The sequence below is a fragment of the Burkholderia sp. E168m15 genome, assembly GCF_016586105.1.
Lineage (GTDB): Bacteria > Pseudomonadota > Gammaproteobacteria > Burkholderiales > Burkholderiaceae > Burkholderia > Burkholderia orbicola.
The window spans coordinates 50671-66513 of sequence record NZ_BCPO01000167.1; the positions used below are offsets into that span (position 1 = coordinate 50671).

General features: G+C 69.1%; 14 protein-coding genes and 1 pseudogene. 8 read left to right on the forward strand and 7 right to left on the reverse strand.

The features are described from left to right. Nucleotides 1-37: 37 nt before the first annotated feature. From JMF86_RS24725 to JMF86_RS24740, 4 genes are all read right to left on the reverse strand, one after another. Nucleotides 38-2794, reverse strand: coding sequence for an Hsp70 family protein (locus JMF86_RS24725; RefSeq protein WP_011694613.1), 2757 nt, complete (start codon nt 2792-2794; stop codon nt 38-40). A 5-nt stretch (nt 2795-2799) separates the two neighbouring features. Further along, nucleotides 2800-4641 (reverse strand): Hsp70 family protein, encoded by a 1842-nt coding sequence (locus JMF86_RS24730; RefSeq protein WP_011694612.1) that lies wholly within the window; start codon nt 4639-4641, stop codon nt 2800-2802. After that, entirely contained in the window at nt 4638-5228 is a 591-nt protein-coding gene (locus JMF86_RS24735; protein WP_011694611.1) for a DUF2760 domain-containing protein, read from the reverse strand. Before JMF86_RS24735 ends, JMF86_RS24730 begins: the two co-directional genes overlap by 4 nt. A 261-nt stretch (nt 5229-5489) precedes the next feature. Continuing rightward, complete coding sequence (locus JMF86_RS24740; RefSeq protein WP_006479723.1) at nt 5490-5930, reverse strand: Rrf2 family transcriptional regulator; 441 nt, start codon at nt 5928-5930, stop codon at nt 5490-5492. Between the two features lie 140 nt (nt 5931-6070). On the opposite strand from JMF86_RS24740, the gene JMF86_RS24745 reads away from it, so the two are divergent. The 5 genes from JMF86_RS24745 (at nt 6071) to JMF86_RS24765 (ending at nt 11123) form a co-directional block, all read left to right on the forward strand. Continuing rightward, nucleotides 6071-6985, forward strand: coding sequence for an NAD(P)/FAD-dependent oxidoreductase (locus JMF86_RS24745; protein WP_011694609.1), 915 nt, complete (start codon nt 6071-6073; stop codon nt 6983-6985). 124 nt (nt 6986-7109) lie between these two features. Further along, on the forward strand, nt 7110-8069 hold the full coding sequence (locus tag JMF86_RS24750; protein WP_011694608.1) for a LysR substrate-binding domain-containing protein: 960 nt from the start codon (nt 7110-7112) through the stop codon (nt 8067-8069). 101 nt (nt 8070-8170) lie between these two features. Then, nucleotides 8171-9298, forward strand: coding sequence for a DSD1 family PLP-dependent enzyme (locus JMF86_RS24755; protein ID WP_011694607.1), 1128 nt, complete (start codon nt 8171-8173; stop codon nt 9296-9298). A gap of 106 nt (nt 9299-9404) precedes the next feature. Then, entirely contained in the window at nt 9405-10376 is a 972-nt protein-coding gene (locus JMF86_RS24760; RefSeq protein WP_011694606.1) for an ornithine cyclodeaminase family protein, read from the forward strand. A gap of 24 nt (nt 10377-10400) precedes the next feature. Further along, a complete protein-coding gene (locus JMF86_RS24765) occupies nt 10401-11123 on the forward strand; it encodes an HAD family hydrolase (RefSeq protein ID WP_011694605.1) in 723 nt (240 codons plus the stop codon). 60 nt (nt 11124-11183) lie between these two features. On the opposite strand, the pseudogene JMF86_RS24770 reads toward JMF86_RS24765, so the two are convergent. Together JMF86_RS24770 and JMF86_RS24775 are read right to left on the reverse strand one after the other, a co-directional pair. Continuing rightward, nucleotides 11184-11800 (reverse strand): annotated as a pseudogene (locus JMF86_RS24770) (glutathione S-transferase family protein). A gap of 97 nt (nt 11801-11897) precedes the next feature. Continuing rightward, on the reverse strand, nt 11898-12266 hold the full coding sequence (locus JMF86_RS24775) for a hypothetical protein (protein WP_011694603.1): 369 nt from the start codon (nt 12264-12266) through the stop codon (nt 11898-11900). Nucleotides 12267-12347: 81 nt separating this feature from the next. On the opposite strand from JMF86_RS24775, the gene JMF86_RS24780 reads away from it, so the two are divergent. Together JMF86_RS24780 and JMF86_RS24785 are read left to right on the forward strand one after the other, a co-directional pair. Beyond that, a complete protein-coding gene (locus tag JMF86_RS24780) occupies nt 12348-12815 on the forward strand; it encodes a MarR family winged helix-turn-helix transcriptional regulator (protein WP_011694602.1) in 468 nt (155 codons plus the stop codon). Nucleotides 12816-12961: 146 nt separating this feature from the next. Beyond that, a complete protein-coding gene (locus tag JMF86_RS24785; RefSeq protein ID WP_041489634.1) occupies nt 12962-13723 on the forward strand; it encodes an isocitrate lyase/phosphoenolpyruvate mutase family protein in 762 nt (253 codons plus the stop codon). Between the two features lie 199 nt (nt 13724-13922). Here the strand turns inward: JMF86_RS24785 and JMF86_RS24790 are convergent, their stop codons facing one another. After that, complete coding sequence (locus JMF86_RS24790) at nt 13923-14822, reverse strand: LysR family transcriptional regulator (RefSeq protein ID WP_011694600.1); 900 nt, start codon at nt 14820-14822, stop codon at nt 13923-13925. 101 nt (nt 14823-14923) lie between these two features. Between JMF86_RS24790 and JMF86_RS24795 the strand changes: the two genes are divergently transcribed. Then, a complete protein-coding gene (locus tag JMF86_RS24795) occupies nt 14924-15802 on the forward strand; it encodes an aldo/keto reductase family oxidoreductase (protein ID WP_011694599.1) in 879 nt (292 codons plus the stop codon). The last annotated feature ends 41 nt before the right edge of the window (nt 15803-15843 follow it).

Here is a 15843-nt window from a genome sequence, read left to right on the forward strand (position 1 = left end):
CGATCTGCGAACGAGATCGAAGCATCCCAAGCTGCGCTCAATCGCCCAGCAGCTTCAACCCGGCCGGCAGCGTTTCGCCGAACACGCGCACCGTATCGGCTTCATCGAACGCGATCGCTTCACGAACCATGTCGATCCACGCCACCGATGCATTCGCGGCCGACAGGCGCTTGATGACGGCCTCGCGCGTGTCGTCCGGCAGATCGCGCGAACGGTCGCCGGTCATCCGCGCAATCTGTGCAGCCGCGAATGCAGCCGGCTCGACCTGCTTCCAGTCGAGCGCGAACAGCGCATCGAGCCAGCCGATGACGATTTCCGCCGGCACGACGCTGTGCGCGCTGCCATAGAACGGCCGCCTTGCGCCAATCCGCCCGAGCGCCCACGCACACAACGCGCGGTCGGCCGGCTTCTGCAATTGCGCGATCAAGCGCTCGGCGAGCTCGACCTTGCGCGCGACAGGCAGCCGTTCGAGCGACGCGGACAACCGCGTCATGTCGGCCGGACCGACCTTGGCCGGATCGAACGGCAGCTTGCGCCGCTTGTCGTCGGACGGTTCGAGGAACGCGATCGCGTCGCGCACCTGCGTCTGCGCGTCGTCGTCGAGGCCGCCGGCCACGCGCCGCCACAGCGTCCACCACTCGGACCACACCTGTGCATCGGTCACGTACTGAATACCGTCGTCGAACAGCGGCCACAGCTGCTCGATGCGCCACGCGTCGAGCGGATGACCGAAACCCGGACGCAGGCAATACCCGGCGAGATTCAGCCACGCACGCTCGTGATCGGCCGAGCGGCGCCGCCGCCGCGCCCGCGCGAGCAATGCGTCGAACAGTTCGCGTGCAAGCGCGACGTCCCAGTCTTCGCGCGCGCCGAGCACCTGTTCAAGTTGCGCGCGCAACCGGCGCGTGTCCTTCGGCGTCACGCCCGCGGCCTTGCTGCCGAACGAGCGCTCGATCAGCTCGATCGCCTGGTCGAGCCGCGGATGCCGCGCGAGCGCCACATCGTCACCTTGCACCGGCGCATCGCCGCGCAACTGGAATTCGAGCCGCCAGCGGCGCGCCGCGTCGTCGGTCGCGATGCAATGCATTTCGAGCGTGCCGACCTCGGTCAGCGACGCGGTGAGCTTCACCGGCGTTTCGCGCGCGTCGCCGCCCGCCTTCGCGTCGACGACCGTCGCGATCGGCGGCAGCCGCACGAAATCGCCGCCGTCGAGATCGACGAGATCGCCGGGCTGGTACTTCGTGTCGGCCACCGTCGATACGAGGTGAAAGCGCACCGGCTGCCCGAGCTGCAGCGCGAACGTGCGATCGTCGAGATGGATCTCGCGGCCTTCTTCCGCGCCGCGCGGCAGCAGACAAACACCGCGCGCGACAGCACCCTCGGCGCCATCGTCGAGCACGAGGAAATAGCTGCGCGCGGAGCCGCCGCCGATGCGCGGCGCATGTCCGGCGCGCGCAAGCCCGTAGGCCACCGCGCCGCGCGCGACGGCCACGTCCGGATGCGCGTTGTGCAGCACGTCGAGCGGTGCGCCGCGCCACGTACCGAGCGTCTGCGCGAGACGGCCGGCGAGCGCGCCCGCGCGGAACACGCCGCCGTTGAGCAGCAGCGTGTCCGGCAGCGGGCCTTCCGCATGACGCTTCAGGAACGCGGCGACGTGGCGCGTGACGGCCGCGTCGCTCGCATACGGCAAGCCGAATTCGACGATCGCCGCGCGCGCACGGCGCGGCAATTCGCCGGCCTCGACCTGCGGAAAGAACCCGTCGACGACGATCTGCTCGACTTCCTGTCGCGTCAGCTCGGCCGAACGCGCACCGCCGACGAGCTTGCTGCCCGCGCCGAGCAGCGTGACGGTGACGGACGCGGGCGCGTCGTCGCCGAGCAGCCGCTCCTTCGCCGCGCGGCAGCGCTCGACGAGTTGCGACAGGCTCGCGGCCGACAGCCGCGTACCGGGCTCGGTCAGCCGCGACTCGACCAGGCGCGCGAGCGCGAGGTCCATGTTGTCGCCGCCGAGCATCAGGTGATTGCCGACGCCGACGCGCGTGAAGGTCGGTTCGCCGTCGTCGCCCGGCGCGACGTCGACGAGCGTGAGGTCGGTCGTGCCGCCGCCGACGTCGCAGATCAGCACGCGCCGCGCCACGGTGAACGTCTCGCGCAACGTGTCGCGCTGGCCGTACAGCCAGTCGTAGAACGCGGCTTGCGGCTCTTCCAGCAACCGCAGCGCCGGCAGCTTCGCGCGTCGCGCGGCCTCGACGGTCAACGCGCGCGCGCCGTCGTCGAACGACGCGGGCACCGTCAGGATCACGTCCTGCTGCGCGAGCGGCGCATCGGGAAAACGCGCGTTCCACGCGTCACGCACATGCGCGAGATAGCTCGCGCTCGCGTCGACCGGCGACACCTTGTCGACGCCGTCGGCCGCGCCCCACGGCAGGATCGCCGCGAGCCGGTCGACCGCGGCGTGCGACAGCCAGCTCTTCGCGCTCGACACGAGCCGGCCCGGTACCTGCGCGCCGAGCGTGCGCGCATAGCGGCCGATCACGGCGGGCGGCGCATCGGCCGCGTTCGCCTTCGTGTTTACCTTCGGATCAGCCGCCCACGGCAGCCGCAGCGCGTCCGGCGGCAACTCGCCCGCCGCCGGGTGATAGCGCACCGACGGCAGCAGCGGCTGCGCGGCCACCGCGCCGGGCCCGACCAGTTGCTCGACGTCGAACACGCGGATCGCGTCGGAACCGGCCTCGACGTACGCGACGACCGTATTACTGGTGCCGAGGTCGATGCCGACCGTATAACGCTTCATCGCGCTCAGGCGGCGCCGCGCACGTCGAACTCGACCTTCCAGCGCTCGTTCGTGCCGCTCGGGATCGCCTCGAGTTCGAGCGTGCCGGCTTCGGTCACGCGCGCATGCAGCTTCACCGGCACGACTTCGCCGACCGTCCGCCCTTCGGCGGGCAGCGTCGCCTGGATTTCCTCCAGCTCCTGCAGCTCTTCCGGCGACCAGTAGTCGAGCAGCGTGCCGACCTGATCCTGACGACGCACCGACGACCCGAAGAAGCGGAACTGCACCGGTTCGCCGACGACGAGGCCGAACTCCTGCGGCGGCAGCGCCGCGTCCGAGCCTTCCTCCATCCCGAACGGCGCGACGCACAGCGCCTGCACCGGCGGCTCCAGCCCCGGCACCGCGGGCATCGCCGATTCGATCGCGACGTAGTACGCACGCGCCGTGCCGCCGCGAATGCGCACGCCACGGCCGCGCTTCACGTAGCCGTAGTACGCCGCGCCGCGCGCGACCGCGAGATCGAGATCCGCGCCTTCGAGCAGGCGCGCGGGCGGCGCGCCTTCGGCGGCGAGCCAGTTGTTGAGCGTATCGAGCACGCGCTGCGTGAGCAGCGTCGACTTGAACACGCCACCGTTGAACAGCACGGCGGTCGGATGCAGGAACGTCGCGCCTTGCGGCAGCGTGCGCTGCACGCCTTCGAGCGTGTCGAGCGCCGCGACCTGGCGACCGAGGAACGCCGCGAGATGGCGCGTGATGCCGGCGTCCTGCGCATACGGCAGGCCGAGCTGCGTCAGGCCGACACGCGCGCGGCTCACCGGGCGCGCGGCCGCATCGACCTGCGGGAAGAAGCCTTCGAGAATCGTCTGCGTGAGTTCCGCGCGCGTCAGCTCGGTGCGGATCGAGCCGCCGATCAGCTTCGAGCCGCGGCTCGGCACGACGAGCGGCACCGCATCGGTGGTCGGGTCGGACAGCAGCGTTTCCTTCGCCGAGCGGCACGCGTAGGTCAGCGCGCGCAGTTGCCACGGATCGGCCTGCGTGCCCTGCTGCGCGAGCTTGCGTGCGACCACGTGCGCGAGCGCGAGGTCCATGTTGTCGCCGCCGAGCAGGATGTGCTCGCCGACGGCCACGCGATGCAGTTCGAGATTGCCGTCGCGCTCGACCACCGCGATCAGCGACAGGTCGGTCGTGCCGCCGCCGACGTCGACGCACAGGATCAGGTCGCCGACCTGCACCTGCTTGCGCCAGCCGCCTTCGCTCTTCTGGATCCAGCTATACAGCGCCGCCTGCGGCTCTTCAAGCAGCGTCATCCGCGTGTAGCCTGCGGCGCGGGCGGCCTCGGCCGTCAACTCGCGCGCGGCCGGATCGAACGACGCGGGGATCGTCACCGTCACGTCCTGGTCGGCGAACGGCGCGTCGGGATGCGCGTGGTCCCACGCTTCACGCAGGTGCGTGAGATAACGGATCGAGCTTTCCAGCGGCGACACGCGGGCCACTTCCGGCGGCGCATCGCTCGGCAGGATCGCCGCGCGGCGGTCGACGCCCGGGTGACACAGCCAGCTCTTCGCGCTCGACACGAGGCGAATCGGCGTGCCGGCGCCGCGCGTGCGCGCCATCTCACCGACCGCAAACGCACGCGAGGCCGTCCACGGCAGCGTCAGGTCGCCCTGGGTCAGTTCGCTTTCATGCGGCAGGTAGAGGAACGACGGCAGCAGGTCGCGCGATTCCAGCGCGCCGGGCGCGGTCAGTTGCGCGATCGGCAGTACCTGCTGCACGATCTTTTCGCCGTCGCTCGTGCTGCTGTCGACGTACGACAGCGCGCAATGGGTCGTCCCGAGATCGATACCGATCGAATAGCGCGGATCGCTCACAGTTCCACCTCCGCCGGTGCGATCACCGATGCGTCGTGGCTGCCCGTCAGCTTCGGCAGGCGCACGTCGGACACGCGCCAGCCGCGATGGCTGACGGTGCCGGTGAACGGCGCGGAGCCGACCACGTTGCCGGTCACGCGCACGGCCGTCGCGTCGAAGCCGGCGGGCAGCGTCACGCGGCTGCCTTCGGCTTCATCGCGCACCGGCACGATCGTGAAGTGTTCGCGCAGCGCGGCGCGGCAACCGTCGTGCACGAGGCGCGCGGCCGCGCCGATGTCGGCGTCCGCGTAGCCGGCGATGTCTTCCTCGACGAAATCGATGAAGCGCGCATCGCGCTGCAGCAGGCCGAGCAGTTGCAGGGCGGCCTGCGGGCTCGCTTCGCGCAGCTCGGGGGCCGGCGCCTTCACCGGCGCGGGTGCGACGGGCGCGGCAGCGGGTGCCGGGGTCGGGACGGGTGCAACGGGTGCCGACGCGCCATCGCGCACGCGCAGTACGTCGGCCGCGAACTCGCGATTGCCGAGCACGGAGAAGAACGTGCCGACGGCCAGCGACAGCCGGCCGAAGAAGGACAGGTTGGATTCGGGCATGGGGTCTGGACTCCTGTGGGCTCGCAGCACGGCGAGCGTTTCTTGCCTGGGCGCCGGGCGGCGGCGTGCGGCATGCGCACTGGCGCCGCCCGGCGCGTGATTCGAACGCGCCCTCGCGGGTGCGGAAAACCCGTATTTTGCCCTGTGGCGGGCGAACCGGGCAGAAGTTGGGGGACAGAACATGGCGGCGCGGCGGTTTCGGCCGCGCCGGATCGTGCCAGATTGCATGTCAGGCGCGCTCGATCGGGATGCTGCGCCACGTCAGCGCGTGTACCCCCGCAGCGCCGCCTTCGCCTCGAAATCACGCGACAGCATGCCGAGCGTGACTTCGCCAAAGCGTGCCAGGAGCGACGCTTCGGCCTCCTTCAGCGTCGCCGACAGATGCGCGTTGACCGCCTGTTCGACCAGGCATTCGGGCTCGTCCTCGGGCACCAGGTCGGAAAACAGCGGCGGCTCGCCCACCGCGCGATAGACGTCGAGCAGCGTGATGTCGTCGAGCGCGACGCTCAGCGCCCAGCCGCCGCCGTGCCCCTTCTCCGATTGCACGTAACCGCAATCGCGTAACCCGCCGAGCAGGCGCCGCACGACGACCGGGTTCGTGCACAGCATCGTCGCGATCGTCTCCGACGTCAGCGGGCCGTCGGCCTGGTCCATGTGGATCAGCGCATGCAGCATGCGCGACAAACGGCTGTCGGTTCTCACGGGCGGAGCTCCCCTCTCTCGAAACTTCTGAAGTTGCATGAATGATATCACCGCCCTATCATGCAACTGCTCGTGTTTCATGAGTTGGCCGCCAGCGGAACACGTCTGTCCGTCACGCAGGTTCAGAAAGGAGTGGATGCATGGATACCCATCATGAAGTGATCGTGATCGGCGGCAGCTTCGCGGGGCTGTCGGCCGCGATGCAGTTGGCGCGGGCACGCCGCCGCGTGCTCGTGATCGATGCCGGCCGGCCGCGCAACCGTTTTGCCGAACACGCGCACGGCTTCTTCGGGCAGGACGGCAAGCCGCCCGCGCGGATCGTCGCCGAAGCGAGCGCGCAACTCGCCGCGTATCCGACCGTGCAGCGCATCGACGGCGAGGCGCGCACGGCCGAGCGCGACGCGCACGGACGCTTTCACGTGACGCTGGCCGACGGCAGCCGCGCGAGCGCCGACCGGCTGATTCTCGCGACCGGCATCCGCGACGAACTGCCCGCGCTGCCGGGGCTCGCGGAACGCTGGGGCATCAGCGTGCTGCATTGTCCGTACTGCCATGGATATGAAGTGAGCGGCCAGCGGCTCGGCGTGCTCGCCACGCATCCGCTGTCGGTCCATCAGGCGATCCTGATTCCGGACTGGGGCCCGACGACGTGGTTCACGCAGGGCGTGGTCGAAGCGAACGACGAGGAAGCCGCGTTGCTCGCAGCACGCGGCGTACGCATCGAGCGCTCGCCAGTCGTCGAGATTCTCGGCGATGCGCCGCGTATCGACGCGCTGCGGCTCGCCGACGGTCAAGCCGTGCCGATCGACGCACTGTTCATCGGCGCGCGCACCGACATGGCGAGCGACCTCGCGCAGCAGCTCGGCTGCGCGTTCGACGAAGGTCCGCTCGGCACCGCGATTCGCGTCGATACATGGAAGCAGACGAGCGTCGCCGGCGTGTACGCGGCCGGCGACGCGTCGAGCCTGATGACGAATGCGACGTTCGCCTCGGCATCCGGCGTCGCGGCGGGGGTGGGCGTACACCGGTCGCTGATTTTCGGATTGGATGCGTAGGCGGGCGTACAGCCGGCGTCACGATCGTCGATGTATCCGGCGAAGGAAGCGGGTGCATTCCCGTCATCCTCATCGCAGCCGCTCCACGCCACGTCGATGGCTTCCCCGCGCAATCTGCGGTTTAATGCTCGACACCCTCTGCATTAAGAGCCAAGAAATGCTCGACCTCGACGACCTTCGACTCGTCCGCGCGATCGGCACGTCGCGCTCCCTGGCCGCTGCCGCCCGGCTGCTCGATCTCACACCGCCCGCGGTCACGATTCGCCTGCAACGAATGGAGGCACGGCTGAACGCGAGGCTCGCCGTACGGCAGCCGAAAGGAATCGCGCTGACCGACGAAGGGCAGCGGCTGTACCAGGAAGCCGTCGGCATCCTCGAGCGCGTGGAGGCGCTGCCAATCAACATCGCGGGCGACCACGGCGACGTGCAAGGCACGCTGCGCGTCGTCGCCCCGCTCGGTTTCGGCCGCAAGTACGTCGCGCGGATCGTGCGCGACGTGCAGCGCGCGCATCCGAAGCTCGAAATCTCGCTCCACCTGTCGGAGAGCCCATTGACCACCGCATCGGGGGCCGACGTGGTCGTGCATGTCGGCAGCCTCAAGTCGTCTTCGTGGATCGGCTATCCGCTCGCGCCCAACGAGCGCTTCCTGTGTGCGAGCCCCGGCTACGCGCGCCGCCTCAAGGACCTGAATCATCCGTCCGACCTGACCCGCTACGACTGCCTGTGCCTGCGCGAGAACGACGAAGACATCCCGCGCTGGCGCTTCTCGCCCGGCCGCGGCGTCAAGGGCGAATCACGGCGGTCTACCGTCATCCGCGTCACGGGCGCGCTGTCTTCCAACGACGGCACCGTCATCACCGAATGGGCGCTGGCCGGGCTCGGCATCGTCGAACGCTCCGAGTGGGACGTCGCGCCGCTGCTCGCGAACGGCAAGCTCGTGCGGTTGCTGCCCGGCTGGAGCCTGCCGCCCGCGCCGGTGACGGCGCTGTTGCCGTCGCGTACCGGCCGCTCCGCGCGGCAGCGGGTATTTCTCGACGCCGCGCGGCAGTTTCTCGATCCGCCGCCGTGGCGCGGCAAGGCGTGAGCCTTAAATTCGATTTAATGGCAGATTAGCCCCGCATTAAACACGACGCGAGCCAACCGCCCTACAGTGTCCGCATCGACAACCCCGCCCTCGGACGCATCGTGGACCTTCACACCCTCAACACCCCCGCCGCATTGATCGATATCGACCGCATGCAGCGCAACATCGCCCGCATGCAGACGCATCTGGACGCGCTCGGCGTGCGGTTCCGGCCGCATGTGAAGACCACCAAATGCCGGCACGTCGTCGACGCGCAGATCGCGGCGGGCGCGCAGGGCATCACGGTGTCGACGCTCAAGGAAGCCGAGCAGTTCTTCGCGCACGGCATCCGCGACATCGTCTACGCGGTCGGCATGGTGCCCGCCAAGCTCGGCCAGGCGCTTGCGCTGCGCCGCCAAGGCTGCGACCTGAAGATCGTCGCCGACAGCCTGCCGGCCGCGCACGCGATCGCCGCGTTCGGGCGCGAGCACGGCGAACGTTTCGACGTGTGGATCGAGGTCGACGTCGACGGCCACCGCTCGGGCATCCCGCCCGACGCCGACCTGCTGATCGACGTCGGCCGCGCGCTGACCGACGGCGGCATGCTGCTCGGCGGCGTGCTCGCTCACGCGGGCTCCAGCTACGAATACGACGCGCCCGAGGCGCTGGCCGCGATCGCCGAACAGGAGCGCAGCCGCACCGTGCGGGCCGCGGAGCGCCTGAGAACCGCCGGCTTGCCGTGCCCGGTCGTGAGCATCGGGTCGACGCCCACCGCGCTCGCGGCGGAACGGCTCGACGGCGTGACCGAAGTGCGCGCCGGCGTGTACGTGATGTTCGACCTCGTGATGCACAACGTCGGCGTGTGCGAACTGTCCGACATCGCGCTGTCGGTGCTGACCACCGTCATCGGTCATCAGGAAGAGAAAGGCTGGGCGATCGTCGACGCGGGCTGGATGGCGATGAGCCGCGACCGCGGCACGCAACGCCAGGCGCGCGATTTCGGCTACGGGCAGGTCTGTACCGAAGCCGGCGACGTGCTCGGCGACTACCTGCTGAGCGCCGCCAACCAGGAGCACGGGATCGTGTCGCGGGCGGGCACGCCGGATACGGGCATCGCGCAGCGGTTCCCGATCGGCACGCGGCTGCGCATCCTGCCGAATCACGCGTGCGCCACCGGCGCGCAACATCCCGACTACCAGGCGGGCGACGACGGCGCCGCGCAGACGTGGCCGCGCTTCTACGGGTGGTAAGTGAAGTCCGGCGTGCATGCCGGATCATCCATTCATTGACTATTTGTCCAATTCTGGACAAACTTTAAATACTCTCGATTCGTCCCGCACCGAACAGCCCCCGACCATGCCGACCGACGCCCGCCTCCTTCTCCTCGACCGCGATGCCGTCGAGCCTGCCCTGCAGACCGAGCAAGTGATGGCGGCCGTGCGCGAAGCCTTCGTGCTGCACAGTCGAAGGGCCGGACGCGTATTCCCGGTGGTGCGCGAGAAGCTGCATACCGGCGGCGTGTTCGGCATCAAGTCGGGCGACGTCGCCGGCCAGGACCTGCTCGGCTTCAAGGCGGCCGGATTCTGGCCGGCCAATCGAACCGTCGGCGGCGAGCCGCATCAGGCCACCGTCGCGTTGTTCGATCCGGCGACGGGCCGCCCGCTGTGCATCATGGACGGCAACGCGATCACCACCGCGCGGACCGGCGCCGCCGGCGGCCTCGGGCTGCAACAGCTCGCGCGGCGCGACAGCACGCGGCTCTGCGTGTTCGGCACCGGCGTGCAGGCGCGCGTGCAGCTCGACTACGCACTCGCGCTGCTGCCGCGGCGATGCACGGTGCAATACGTGACCGTGAGCGGCGAGTCGGACCCGGCATTCGAATCGCGCTTCGTCGAACGATGCACGATCGGCGTGGCGCGCGACCGGAACGAAGCGGTCGCCGATAGCGACGTGGTGATCACGGCCACGCCCGGCGGCGGCCCCTTGTTCGACGCGGATGCGGTGCAGCCAGGCACCCATCTGACCTGCGTAGGCGCCGATACTGCCGGCAAGCGCGAACTGCCGGCCGGCGTGCTGGAACGCGCGCGCATCGTCGTCGACGATCACGATCAGGCGCGCAGCATCGGCGAGTGCCAGTGGGCGCCGGATTTGCCGCGCACGGAAATCGGTGACATCCTCGCGGGTGCGACATCGGTCGAGCGCGCCGCGCACGAGATCACCGTCTTCGACATGACGGGGCTCGCGCTGCAGGATCTGACCGTCGCGCGCTTCCTGTATCGACACGCGCTCGACAACGGCAGCGGAACCTCCGTTCCGTGGCCCTGGTAAAACGACTTCCCGCTTTCAACCGCCATGCGTCTCGCCAAAGTTTCCGCCCTCTCGTTCGACCTCGACGACACCCTGTGGCCGTTCGGGCCGTCCGTCGTCCGGGCCGAGGCGACGCTGCGCACATGGCTGATCGAGCACGCGCCCAATACCGCGAGCGTGCTTCCGACGCAACAGGCACTCAGTGCGCTCCGTGAGGAATACGAACGGTTGCGCCCGGATCTCGCCAGCGACTATCGCGCGATGCGAATCGGCTCGATCCGGCTTGCGCTGGAACGCGCGAACGAAGATGTCTCGCTGACCGAGTCCGCCTACGACGTCTTCTACGCGGCGCGCAATCGCGTCGAATTCTACGAAGACGCGTTGCCGGCGCTGGCGTGGTTGAGCGCCCGCTTTCCGCTGATCGCGGTCACCAACGGCAATGCCGACCTCCGGCTGACCGGCGGCGGCGAATTCTTCCGCACGACGCTCAGCGCGCGTGCATTCGGCTTCGCCAAGCCGGAGCCCGAAATCTTCCATGCGGCGGCGGACGCACTCGGCGTGCGGCCGGCCGAATTGCTGCATGTGGGCGACGACTTCCACCTCGACATCGTCGGCGCGCTGAATGCGGGGCTTCAGGCCGCGTGGGTCGTGCGCGAGCCTCGGGCGGACGGGGAACCGGCTCCGCCGCAGGCGGCGACACCGCATCTCACGTTGCGCGATCTGGCGATGCTGTGTCGTGCGCTCGGCGGACCCGATACGGTGTCGTGATCGCACGCGGACGCGGCGGGTCGTGCCGATGCGGCACATGACCCGCCGCCCGTTTCACTTTCACGCCGCCTTCCTCGCGTCCGCGATCCGCTGCGGCGCCTTCGGCCGTGCATACAGCCGTTCGAGATACGCGCGCAATTGCGGGAACGGTTCGATCAAGTGGCATTCGCTCGCCCAGTCGATCAGGTAGGCCGTCACGCAATCGGCCACCGTCAGCGAATCGCCGACGATGAATTCGCGCCCTTCGAGATGCGTGTCGAGAATCGCGGCCATCGTCATGAAATCCTCGCGGGCCAGTTCGATATCGGCCGGCGAGCGCTTCTCCGGCGGATAGAGGAACGTATGCCGCGTGATCCGCCACAGCGGCTGCTCGAGCTCCGTCACCGCGAACATGATCCATCGATAGGCTGCGCCCGCAGCGCCGGATCGACGGGCAGCAGCGCCTTCTCCGGGTACTTGTCCGCGAGATACAGCACGATCGCGGCCGATTCGGGAATCACGAGGTCGCCGTCCACCAGCACCGGCACCTTGCCGGCCGGATTCAGGCGCAGGAAATCGGGCCGCTTGTGCTCGCCCTCGAGCAGGTTGACCGATACGAATTCGAAATCCGCATCCAGTTCCTTCAGCCCCCACAGCGCCCGCTGCGAGCGGGTGCCGGCAAATCCGTAAAGCTTCATCGCCAGTCTCCATCCAGAACGTCGTAAAAATGTCTGCCGCATGCCGGGCATGACACATCGCGCGAAGCGACGCGCGGCGCCCCGCAGCGCGCGTCGCTCATGCGCCGGGAATCGCCAGCACCGGCATCACCTCCACCGACACGCCCGGGAACAGCGTGAAATGCGGATGACCTTCGAACAGCGCGGCGGCCGCCTCGTGCGATGCCGCCCGCACGACGGTGAAGCCGCTCAGCGCATTGGTCGTGTCGTGGATGCCGCTCGCGTCGATGCGCTTGGTCTTGCCAAGCGGCCCGCCCAGCTCGACGATCGCGTCGCGATGGCGCTCGACCCACGCATGCCACGCGGCGATGCCATCGCGCTCGCGCGTGCGCCGCTCGTCCTCCGGCAGCGCCATCCATGCCTTCATCGCCGGGCTGTCCCGGGTCCCGAGAAATACGGCGAGATACAACTGTTGTTGCGCACTCATGCCTTCTCCTCCGATGACGGGCACGGCGGGTTGCCGCGCCTCGACCTTGACAAGATAGGTTGATATCAACACAATTGCAACATGGCACGAAAAGAAAAGCTTCCCTTCGAAACGACGCTGATGGTGCGCGATTGCTGCCTGTGCCTGCACATGCAGCGCGCGGCGCGCAATCTGGCGCGCATCTTCGACGATGTGCTGCGCCCGCTCGACCTCACCAACGGCCAGTTTTCGCTGCTGATGTCGTTGAACCGGCCGCAACCGGCCCCGATGAAATCGGTCGCGTCGCTGCTCGCGATGGACCGCACCACGCTCACCGCGGCGCTCAAGCCGCTCGAACGGCGCGGCCTCGTCACGATTACGCAGGACCCGGATGACCGACGCAGCCGCCTGCTGGAACTCACGCCAGCCGGGCACGAGCTGCTGGCCGAAGCCTTCCCGCTGTGGCAGCAGACGCATGCCGAGATCGAGCGGCCGTTCGCGCCGGGCGAAGTCGACCAGTTGCGCGGCCAGTTGCGCACGCTGTCGATCGAGCCGGGGTCGCGCGACTGAGGCGGCGCACGGATCGTGCTGCAGCCGTCATGCGCACGTTCTGTCACACGCTGTCAGCAGACATTGCATACGCCGGTCGCACCGCCCGATTCGATGGCAATATCGCTCGACACGACAACCGATCCGGTATTCACGAGGAGACGAGCATGGGCAACAACGAGAAAGGCGCGATTTTCCGGTCGCTTCACCGCGCAGGCCAGCCGCTGGCGCTGTTCAACGTGTGGGATGCCGGCAGTGCGCGGGCGGTGGCCGACGCCGGCGCCGCTGCGCTGGCCACCGGCAGCTGGTCGGTCGCGGCAGCCAACGGTTTCGGCGACGGCGAGCAAATGCCGCGCGCGCTGATGATGGAGATGCTGGAGCGGATCGTGCGCGCGACGGACCTGCCCGTCACCGTCGACCTCGAAAGCGGCTACGGCGAGCGGCCGGAAGAGGTCGCCGAGACGATCGCACTCAGCATCCGGGCCGGTGCGATCGGCTGCAATCTCGAAGACAGTTTTCCGTCGACGGGCGAACTGCGCGACGTCGACGACGCGGCGGCCCGTGTCGCAGCAGCCCGGCAGGCGGCCGATCGCGCGGGCGCCGACTACTTCATCAACGCGCGCACCGACGTGTTCTTCACGGCCGCAGCCGATACGCACGACGAACGATTGCTCGACGCGACGCTGGCGCGCGCCAGCGCTTATGCGGCGGCCGGCGCCGACGGCCTGTTCGTGCCGGGCCTACGCTCGCCCGCGCTGATTCGCGCGCTGACGGCCGCGTCGCCGCTGCCGGTGAACGTGATGCGCGTCGCGGAAACGCCGACGCTCGCGGAACTCGCCGAGTACGGCGTGGCGCGTGTCAGCCACGGGCCGTATCCGTATCTGCAGGCGATGAAAGCGCTGGCGGCGCTGGTCAAGCAAGGCGGCTAAACGCATTCAAGAGGCAGCGGGCGGGCGCTCGCGCGTCAAACGATTACATCGCATGTCATTGGCGCGCGACACGCCCGCCCCTACGCTTCGGGTGTCGCACAGTCTGCTGCGGCACCTGCATCGCGCATCGATCGGCCCCATGACCGACGATGGCACGCGGCACCTGCTCGACGCGCACACGCAGCGTACGGACCGATGCTCAGGAGACCTTGATGAAATCGATGAACGCGCGCAGCGCGGGCGGCACGAGACGCCGCCCCGGGTAATACAGAAAGGGCCCCGAGAACGGTCGCCACCACGGTTCGAGCACTGGTTCGAGCGCGCCGCTGTCGAAATGCGGGCGCACCCAGTCTTCGAACAGATACAGGATCCCCGTCCCGGCGATCGCCGCGTCGACCATCAGCTCCGTCGCCCCGCCAATCTGGACCAGCAGCGGCCCGGCGGCCGGCTCGACCCGCACGACCTCGCCGTCGCGCTCGTACTCCCACGGCGGCATCGCGCCGCTGGCAAAGCGTCCGCGCATGCACCGATGGCCGAGCAGGTCGCGCGGATGCCGGGGCCGGCCGTGCCGGTCGAGATAGTCGGGCGCCGCCGCGGTCGCGAACCGCTGGATGCGCGGGCCGATCGGCACCGCGATCATGTCCTGTTCGAGCCGTTCGTCGTAGCGGATGCCCGCGTCGCAGCCGGCCGCCAGCACGTCGACGAAACTTTCGTCGGCGGTCACTTCCAGCCGGATGTCCGGATACGCATCGAGAAAGCGCGGCACGATCGCCGGCAACACGAGCCGCGAGGCGCTGACCGGCACGTTGAGCTTCAGCGTGCCGGCCGGTCGGCCGCGGAATTCGTCGATACCGTCGAGCGCCGCCGCCACTTCGGTCAGGGCCGGCGCGAGGCGCGCGAGCAGGCGCTCGCCGGCTTCGGTGGGCACGACGCTACGCGTCGTGCGGTGCAGCAGCCGCACGCCGAGCCGCGCTTCCAGCCGGCGCACGGCCTCGCTCAGCCCCGACGCGCTGAGGCCCGTCACGCGTGCGGCATCGCGGAATCCACTGGCGCGTGCCACGGCCATGAACGCGTTCAGATCGCCCAGATCGGTTTGCATTGTTCGCCTTTTCGTACAACCCGTGCGAATTATGCCGGCTTATCGCGCAGGCGACTCGTCCTTATGCTGAACGCATTCATCTCTTCGACAGGAGTACGGTCATGCCCGATATTCGCCACACCGCCACCTTCAGGCTCGGCGATCGCCACGTCAGACGGATCGGCTACGGCGCGATGCAGCTCGCAGGCCCCGGTGTATTCGGCCCGCCGAAAGATCGCGAAGCCGCATTGAACGTGTTGCGCGAAGCCGTCGAATCCGGCGTCGACCATCTCGACACCAGCGACTTCTACGGCCCGCACGTCACGAACCAGTTGATTCGTGACGCATTGCATCCGTATCGCGACGATCTCGTGATCGTCACCAAGATCGGCGCGCGACGCGGCGACGACGCATCATGGCTGCCCGCGTTCGCGCCCGACGAGCTCGAACGGGCCGTGCACGACAACCTGCGCAACCTGGGGCTCGACGTGCTCGACGTCGTCAACCTGCGCATCATGTTCGATACGCACGGGCCGGCCGAAGGATCGATCGAGGCGCCGCTGGCCACGCTCGCGGAACTGCAGCGGCGCGGGCTCGTGCGGCACATCGGCCTGAGCAACGTCACGCCCGCGCAGGTCGCGCAAGGCCGGCGGATCTGCGACATCGTCTGCGTGCAGAACCACTACAACATCGCGCATCGCGGCGACGATGCGCTGATCGACACGCTGGCCCGTGACGGCATCGCCTACGTGCCGTACTTTCCGCTCGGCGGCTTCTCGCCGCTGCAGTCGTCGACGCTGTCCGGCGTCGCGGCCCGCCTCGGCGCAACGCCGATGCAGGTCGCGCTGGCGTGGCTGCTGCACCGCGCGCCGAATCTCCTGCTGATTCCCGGCACGTCGTCGGCCGCGCATCTGCGCGAGAATCTCGCGGCCGCCGACCTCGATCTGCCGGCCGACGCGCTCGCGGCACTCGACCGCATCGCGGGCGCCGGCGCCGCCTGACGCGCGGACGATCGCCTGGCGGCCCGTGCCACGCGGGCTGC